This is a genomic window from Streptomyces sp. WM6386, assembly GCF_000972385.1.
GTDB lineage: Bacteria > Actinomycetota > Actinomycetes > Streptomycetales > Streptomycetaceae > Streptomyces.
The window spans coordinates 1-7787 of record NZ_JXTE01000133.1; the positions used below are offsets into that span (position 1 = coordinate 1).

Annotated in this window: 6 protein-coding genes and 1 pseudogene; 5 read left to right on the forward strand and 2 right to left on the reverse strand. The window is 68.8% G+C overall.

The window, feature by feature from the left end; genetic code table 11:
• From TN53_RS39795 to TN53_RS39810, 4 genes are all read left to right on the forward strand, one after another.
• The coding region (locus TN53_RS39795) for a vitamin B12 dependent-methionine synthase activation domain-containing protein (RefSeq protein WP_046263740.1) at nucleotides 1-1057 on the forward strand (1057 nt) is incomplete at its 5' end.
• Nucleotides 1058-1207: 150 nt separating this feature from the next.
• Complete coding sequence (locus TN53_RS39800; RefSeq protein ID WP_046263741.1) at nucleotides 1208-1909, forward strand: HAD family hydrolase; 702 nt, start codon at nucleotides 1208-1210, stop codon at nucleotides 1907-1909.
• A gap of 423 nt (nucleotides 1910-2332) precedes the next feature.
• Nucleotides 2333-3937, forward strand: a complete 1605-nt coding sequence (locus tag TN53_RS39805) for an ABC transporter substrate-binding protein (protein ID WP_046263742.1) — start codon at nucleotides 2333-2335, stop codon at nucleotides 3935-3937.
• A gap of 69 nt (nucleotides 3938-4006) precedes the next feature.
• A complete protein-coding gene (locus TN53_RS39810; RefSeq protein WP_046263743.1) occupies nucleotides 4007-5587 on the forward strand; it encodes an ABC transporter substrate-binding protein in 1581 nt (526 codons plus the stop codon).
• Nucleotides 5588-5661: 74 nt separating this feature from the next.
• Here the strand turns inward: TN53_RS39810 and TN53_RS39815 are convergent, their stop codons facing one another.
• Nucleotides 5662-6333: a response regulator gene (locus tag TN53_RS39815; RefSeq protein WP_046263744.1), complete on the reverse strand. Its 672-nt coding sequence runs from the start codon at nucleotides 6331-6333 to the stop codon at nucleotides 5662-5664.
• A 14-nt stretch (nucleotides 6334-6347) separates the two neighbouring features.
• Nucleotides 6348-7331: a RecB family exonuclease gene (locus TN53_RS39820; protein WP_046263745.1), complete on the reverse strand. Its 984-nt coding sequence runs from the start codon at nucleotides 7329-7331 to the stop codon at nucleotides 6348-6350.
• 174 nt (nucleotides 7332-7505) lie between these two features.
• Between TN53_RS39820 and TN53_RS39825 the strand changes: the two are divergent.
• Nucleotides 7506-7787: pseudogene (locus TN53_RS39825) on the forward strand (peptidase); the annotation flags it as partial.

The window sequence follows — 7787 nt, forward strand, 5'->3', positions numbered from 1 at the left end:
CGTGATTCTGGGCGGCGCGGCCCTGACGCGCGCGTATGTCGAGCAGGACCTGCACGAGATCTACGAGGGCGAAGTCCGCTACGCCCGCGACGCCTTCGAAGGCCTGCGCCTCATGGACGCCCTGATCGGCGTCAAGCGCGGCGTACCCGGCGCGAAGCTCCCTGAGCTGAAGCAGCGAAGGGTGCGTGCGGCCGCCGCCGTCGAGGTCGACGAGCGCCCCGAGGAGGGCCACGTCCGTTCCGACGTCGCCGTGGACAACCCCGTGCCCACCCCGCCGTTCTGGGACACCCGCGTCATCAAGGGCATCCAGCTCAAGGAGTACGCGACCTGGCTCGACGAGGGCGCCCTCTTCAAGGGCCAGTGGGGCCTCAAGCAGGCCCGCGCGGGCGACGGACCGACGTACGAGGAACTCGTCGAGACCGAGGGCAGGCCCCGGCTGCGCGGCCTGCTGGACAAGCTCCAGACGGAGAACCTGCTCGAAGCTGCCGTCGTCTACGGCTACTTCCCGTGCGTGTCCAAGGACGACGACCTGATCATCCTCGACGACCAGGGCAACGAGCGCACCCGCTTCACCTTCCCGCGCCAGCGCCGTGGCCGCCGACTGTGCCTGGCGGACTACTTCCGCCCCGAGGAGTCCGGGGAGACGGACGTCGTCGGCCTCCAGGTCGTCACCGTCGGCTCCCGCATCGGCGAGGAGACGGCCAAGCTCTTCGAGGCCAATTCCTACCGCGACTACCTCGAACTGCACGGCCTGTCCGTCCAGTTGGCCGAGGCCCTCGCCGAGTACTGGCACGCCCGCGTGCGTTCGGAACTGGGCTTCGCCGGTGAGGACCCGGGCGACATCGAGGACATGTTCGCCCTGAAGTACCGGGGCGCCCGCTTCTCCCTCGGCTACGGCGCCTGCCCGAACCTCGAGGACCGGTCCAAGATCGCCGACCTGCTCCAGCCCGAACGCATCGGCGTCCAGCTGTCCGAGGAGTTCCAGCTGCACCCCGAGCAGTCCACGGACGCGATCGTGATCCACCACCCCGAGGCCAAGTACTTCAACGCACGCTGAAGCACCCCTCCACCGTGACTTCGGTGTGCCCCTGGGCACACCGGTTAAACAAGGCATGTCGTCGTACCGCGACGTACACTGGTCGGTCCACCGCAGGCCGGCCCCCTTCGTGGGGGTCGGCCTGATCGTCCCTCAAGGAGGTGCGCCAGGATGACCAGCACGGTCCCCGCGCCAGTAACCCGTACGGCCGAAGGCTCAGCCCTGCAGGCGGTGCTCCTCGACATGGACGGCACCCTCGTGGACACCGAGGGGTTCTGGTGGGACGTCGAGGTCGAGATCTTCGCCGGCCTCGGCCACACCCTCGACGACTCATGGCGCCATGTGGTGGTCGGCGGCCCCATGACCCGCAGCGCGGGGTTCCTGATCGAGGCCACCGGTGCCGACATCACCCTCGCCGAGCTGTCGGTGCTGCTCAACCAGGGGTTCGAGGACCGCATCGGCCGCACCCTGCCGCTGATGCCGGGCGCCGCCCGGCTGCTGGCCGAGCTCGCCGAGTACGAGATCCCCACGGCCCTGGTCTCCGCCTCGCACCGGCGCATCATCGACCGGGTGCTCACCACGCTCGGCCCCCAGAACTTCGCGCTCACCGTGGCGGGGGACGAGGTCGCCCGGACCAAGCCGCACCCCGACCCGTATCTCTTCGCCGCCGCCGGTCTCGGCGTGGATCCGGCCAGATGCGCGGTCGTGGAGGACACCGCGACCGGTATCGCGGCGGCCGAGGCCGCGGGCTGCCATGTCGTGGCCGTGCCCTCGGTCGCACCCATCGCCCCGGCCGCCCGGCGCACTGTCGTGACCTCGCTCGAGGAGGTGGACCTGGCATTTCTGCGCGGTCTGATGACGGAAATGCGCTGAGCGTTCACCCAGCGTGCGGCACCGATAGGGACCGCTTTTCCCGGGTGCACGCAAAGGAATTCACAAAGCTCGATGGATGGCCGAATTCCGGTACGGACAGAAACCGTTGGGGATGTGACGTTCCCCACGCGACGGGGGATCGACACTCGATGAGGTGTGTGCTTCGACGCCCGGTTCGGGCGGCTTGCGCGTGCCCTTGTGTCCCGATTGATGGGACCCTGCACGCAATCCTTCCCCTGTCGGGTTTTCAATGCGTCCACACCCGGTTTCGCTGCGTGATGGCAGCTCAACTCCGGTGGCCGCCAACCCTCGTGCAGGTGCGGACTAATCTCGTCGCGAGAACATCGACGAAACCCCCGTGACCCGCCGCACCACCCATGCATGCCGGGTACACGGACTCAACAGCTCTGGAGAAACTCGAGCATGAACCGCAAGACTTTGGTGCTGCCGGCCGTCATCGGTCTGCTCGCGCCGGTCCTCGCCGCGTGCGGTGGGTCCGACGGCGGCAGTGGCGGCGGGGACGGAATCGTCGTCGGCACCACGGACCGGTTCACCGCCTCGCAGGACGCCCCCGCGCCCCTCGACCCGGCCTACGCCTACGACGTCGGCACCTGGAACATCCTGCGCCAGACCGTGCAGACCCTGATGATCCAGCCGCGCGGCGAGGGCGAACCCGTGCCCGAGGCCGCCGAGAGCTGCCGCTTCACCGACACCGGCAACGAGCGCTACGCCTGCACCCTGCGCAAGGACCTGCAGTTCGCGAACGGCGACGCCATCACGGCCGAGGACGTCAAGTACTCCATCGACCGCGCCCGTTCCCTCAAGGCCGACAGCGGTGTCTTCGCCCTGCTGTCCACCGTCGACACCGTCGAGACCACGGGCGACCGCGAGGTGATCTTCCACCTCAAGACGGCCGACGCCACGTTCCCGTACAAGCTGTCGACCCCCGTCGCCGGCATCGTCAACCCCGACGACTACCAGCGCGGCAGCCTGCGCGACGGCTTCGACGTCGACGGCTCCGGCCCGTACACCATGTCGGCCGACGTCAAGAACGATGAGCTCGTCGACGCCGTGTTCACCAAGAACCCCCACTACAAGGGGACGCTGGAGGTGAACAACGACAAGGTCGAGCTGCGCTCCTTCGAGGACGCCGACGCCATGGGCACCGCCCTGAACGACGGTGACATCGACGTCATGTCCCGCACCATGTCGCCCGAGCAGATCGAGAAGCTCTCCGCCTCCTCGGACGACGACGTCGACCTCGTCGAGATGCCCGGCCTGGAGATCCGCTACCTCGCCTTCAACACCGACGCCGCGACCGTCAAGACCAAGGCCGTGCGCCAGGCGATGGCCCAGGTCGTCAACCGCAGCGAACTCGTCTCCAAGGTCTACGGCTCCGAGGCCGAGCCGCTGTACTCGCTGGTCCCGGCGAGCATCACCGGCCACTCCAACTCGTTCTTCAACAAGTACGGCGACCCGAGCAAGGCCAAGGCCCGGGCGCTGCTGACGAAGGCGAGCATCACCACCCCGGTCAAGCTGACCCTGCACTACACGACCGACCACTACGGCGCCGCCACCAAGAACGAGTTCGAGCAGCTCCAGAAGCAGCTCAACGACAGCGGCCTGTTCGACGTCAGCATCAAGGGAGCGCCCTGGGCGACCTTCCGCCCCGCCGAGCAGAAGGGCGAGTACGACGTCTACGGCATGGGCTGGTTCCCCGACTTCCCGGACGCCGACAACTACCTCGCGCCGTTCCTCGACAAGGACAACTTCCTCGGCTCGCCGTACGCCAACAGCGAGATCCGCAACACCCTGATCCCGGAGTCCCGCCGCGAGGCCGACCGGCTGTCCGCCTCCAGCAGCCTGACGGACATCCAGGACATCGTCGCCGACGACGTCCCCGTGCTGCCGCTGTGGCAGGGCAAGCAGTACGTCGCCGCCCGCGACGACGTCACGGGCACCGCCTATGTCCTCAACTCCTCCTCGACCCTTCAGCTGTGGGAGCTCGGCCGTGGCGTGAGCGGCTGATCCGTCCCCCCGCCCGGGCCGCGGACGACGGCCCCGGGATTCGCCAACCGACGACAAGGGCATCCGTAAGTGAACATGCGTAACCAGTGGCCGGTCCTGCCGATGATGGCGGGACTGGCCTCCGGCCTGTTGACCGGCTGCGGTACGGAGAACGGGGGCTCGGGGAGCGACGGCTCCAACGTGGTGATGGGGATGTCGGACGACGTCCTGGCCACCGACCCCGCGTCCGGCTACGACCCCGGATCCTGGCTGTTGTTCAACAACGTCTTCCAGTCGCTGCTGAGCTTCCCCAAGGGTGGCACGGAGCCCGAGCCCGAGGCCGCGGAGAGCTGCGAGTTCAGCGACACCGAGACCCGGGTCTACACGTGCACGCTCAAGGACGGCCTGCAGTTCAGCAACGGTGACTCGCTCACCTCGGAGGACGTCAAGTTCTCCTTCGACCGCATGCTGAAGATCAACGACGACGCCGGGCCCGCGATCATGTTCCCCATGCTCGAAAAGGTCGAGACGCCGGACGAGAAGACGGTCGTCTTCAAGCTGAACACACCCGACGCCACCTTCCCGAGCAAGATCGCCTCCGGCGCCGGCTCCATCGTCGACCACCAGCAGTACGACGCCGACGGGCTGCGCAAGGACGGCGACGCGGTCGGCTCCGGCCCCTACAAGCTGGACTCGTTCGGCGACGACGAGGCCGTCTTCTCCGTCAACGAGAACTACAAGGGCACCGCCGACGTACAGAACTCCGGCGTCACCCTGAAGTTCTTCCACGGCGACCAGGACGAGCTCAAGCAGTCCCTGATCGACAACAAGATCGACATCGCCTACCGAGGCCTCAGCGCGAGCGACATCGCGGACATCGAGGCCGCCGGCACCGACGCCGGCGTCGAACTCGTCGACGGCACCAGCGCCGAGGTCCAGCACCTGGTCTTCAACATGGACGACCCGGTCGCCGGACAGCTCGCAGTACGCAAGGCCATCGCCTACCTGCTCGACCGCGACGCCCTCATGACAGAGGTCTACCAGGGCACCGCCACCTCGCTGTACTCGATCATCCCGGCCGGTATCGCGGGCCACAACACGGCCTACTTCGACACCTACGGCGCCAACCCGTCCAAGACCAAGGCCGCCGCTGCGCTGAACGCCGACGGCATCACCGGCAAGGTCGAACTGACCCTCTGGTCGACCCCCACCCGCTACGGCCCGGGCACCGATCAGGAGCTCAAGGCGATCGCCGGACAGCTCAACAGGAGCGGCCTGTTCGACGCCGACGTCAAGTCCGTCGACTTCGAGCAGTACGAGAAGGACATCGCCGACGGCAAGTACGGCGTCTACGTGAAGGGCTGGGTGCCCGACTACCCGGACCCCGACAACTTCACGGCCCCCTTCTTCGGCAAGGGCAACGTGCTCGACAACAACTACGACAACAACACGATCACCGCCACCCTCATCCCGCGCACGGCCGCCCAGAGCGACCGCGCCGCGACCGACAACGACTACGGCCGCCTCCAGGACCTGGTCGCCGAAGAGCTCCCGGTCATCCCGCTCTGGCAGGCCAAGCAGTACGCGGTCGTCCGCGAGGACGTCTACGGCCTGGAGTACTGCCTCGACGCCTCGACGGTCTTCCGCTTCTGGGAGATCAGCAAGGGCTGAGGCCGGACACCCGGACACGACGAAGGGCGCCGCTTCTCACGAAGGGGCGCCCTTGGCCGTCGTACGACGTGCTCCTACTGTGCGCCGGGGCGCACCAGCCCACTCTCGTACGCGTACACCGCCGCCTGCACCCGGTCGCGCAGCCCCAACTTGGTGAGGACGTGACCCACATGCGTCTTCACGGTGGTCTCGCTCACGAACAGGTCCGCGGCGATCTCGGCATTGGACAGCCCACGCGCCACCAGCTTCAGCACCTCGACCTCACGGTCGGTGAGCGTGTGCAGGGTGTCCGGGACGGGGTCGTCGCCCGACGGCAGATGCGTGGCGTACTTGTCGAGCAGCCGGCGCGTGATGCTCGGCGCGAGCATCGCCTCACCGGCGGCGACCACACGGATCGCCTGCACGAGCTCGTTGGCCGGGGCGTCCTTGAGCAGGAAGCCGCTGGCCCCCGCCCGCAACGCCTCCACCACGTACTCGTCGAGGTCGAAAGTGGTCAGTACCAACACCTTCGCCGGGCCGTCCCGCCCGGGGCCGGTGATCTGCCGGGTTGCCTCCACACCGTCCATCCGCGGCATGCGGATGTCCATCAGGACCACGTCGGGCTGCAAGGCCCGCACCTGGTCGAGCGCCTGGAGCCCGTCGCCGGCCTCGCCGACCACAGCGATGTCCTGCTCCGCTTCCAGGATCATCCGGAAGCCGGTACGCAGCAGCGGCTGGTCGTCGACCAGTAGGACGCGGATGGCCACGTGAGTCTCCTTCGCTAGTCCCGCCCCATTCTGCCCTGCTGGTCGTCGCCGGACTCGGCCGCCCTCACCGCCAGGGGATACGGCGGGGGAGTGCCGCCGAACTCCGGGCAGTGGGCCTGGTGGTCGCACCAACCGCACAGCTTGGTGGGGCGGGGCCGCCAGTCACCCGTCTCCGTCGCCAGCCGGATCGCCTCCCACAGCGCGAGCAGCTTGCGCTCGACACGCTCCAGGTCGGCGAGGACCGGGTCGTACGTCAGGACGTCACCGCTGCCGAGGTAGACGAGTTGAAGACGGCGCGGGATCACGTTCTTCAGCCGCCAGACCACCAGGGCGTAGAACTTCATCTGGAACAGGGCACCCTCGGCGTACTCCGGCCTGGGCGCCTTGCCGGTCTTGTAGTCGACGATGCGGACATCCCCCGTCGGCGCCACATCCACCCGGTCGATGATCCCGCGCAGCTTCAGCCCCGAGTCCAGCACGGCCTCCACGAACAGCTCGCGCTCGGCGGGCTCCAGCCGGGTCGGATCCTCCAGGCCGAACCACCGCTCGACGAGCCGCTCCGCCTCACCCAGCCACCGCGCCAGCCGCTCACCCTCCGGATCGTCCGCGAACAGCTCCACGACCTCCGGCCGGGTCTCCCGCAACCGGTCCCACTGACCCGGGATGAGCGACTTGGCCCGCGGCGGCGTCCGCTCCGCCGCCGGGGCGTCGAAGAGCCGCTCGAGGACCGCGTGCACCAAAGTGCCCCGCGTCGCCGCCTCGCTGGGCTTCTCCGGCAGCCGGTCGATCACCCGGAACCGGTACAGCAGCGGGCACTGCATGAAGTCACTGGCACGCGACGGCGACAGGGACGCGGGCGCTATGGCGACAGGCGCCTCGGCGACGGCCGCCGTGACCGCCGTCCCCTGCGTCGTCGCCTGCTCGTCCCGTGCCGGCGGATCCACTTCCGCGATCCCGCCGCCGGGGGTCTCGGCCGCGCCCTCAGTGCTCGTCTCCATGACCCCAGACCTTACGGCCCACCACTGACAGTGACCCAGTCGCGGCCGAGCCCCCTGCGACAACAGAGAAAACAGAGGGGGTGCCGGGGCGGAACGCGTGACGGCCGCCGCATACCATCGTCCCGAGACCCTTCCGCCGGCAGGTGCGGAAGACGCTTCGAACGAGGGGACACCGTGGACGAGAGCGGCGGGAGCGGGCAGCCGCGGTCCGGCAACGACGAGCCGGCCCAGCACCACGCAGGCCCTGCGGCCCCGACTGCCGACCCCGACCACCCCGAGGCGGACGCCCCCGCGCAGGGCGCCGACACCGCTGCCACCGTCCGTTCCGAGGAAGACCCCGCGGACACGTCGAAACACGACAGCGAGACCGCGGGGACCGCCGCGACCGCGCCCTCCGCAAAGGCTCCGGCCTCACGCGAGGACACCACGCAGGACGAGGGGGAGCCGCCCCCCACC

Bases quoted from the DNA above. Each gene is read 5' to 3' on its own strand.
- TN53_RS39820 (WP_046263745.1), bottom strand. From the start codon at position 7,331: ATGGAGACGAGCACTGAGGGCGCGGCCGAGACCCCCGGCGGCGGGATC.
- TN53_RS39800 (WP_046263741.1), top strand. From the start codon at position 1,208: ATGACCAGCACGGTCCCCGCGCCAGTAACCCGTACGGCCGAAGGCTCA.
- TN53_RS39805 (WP_046263742.1), top strand. From the start codon at position 2,333: ATGAACCGCAAGACTTTGGTGCTGCCGGCCGTCATCGGTCTGCTCGCG.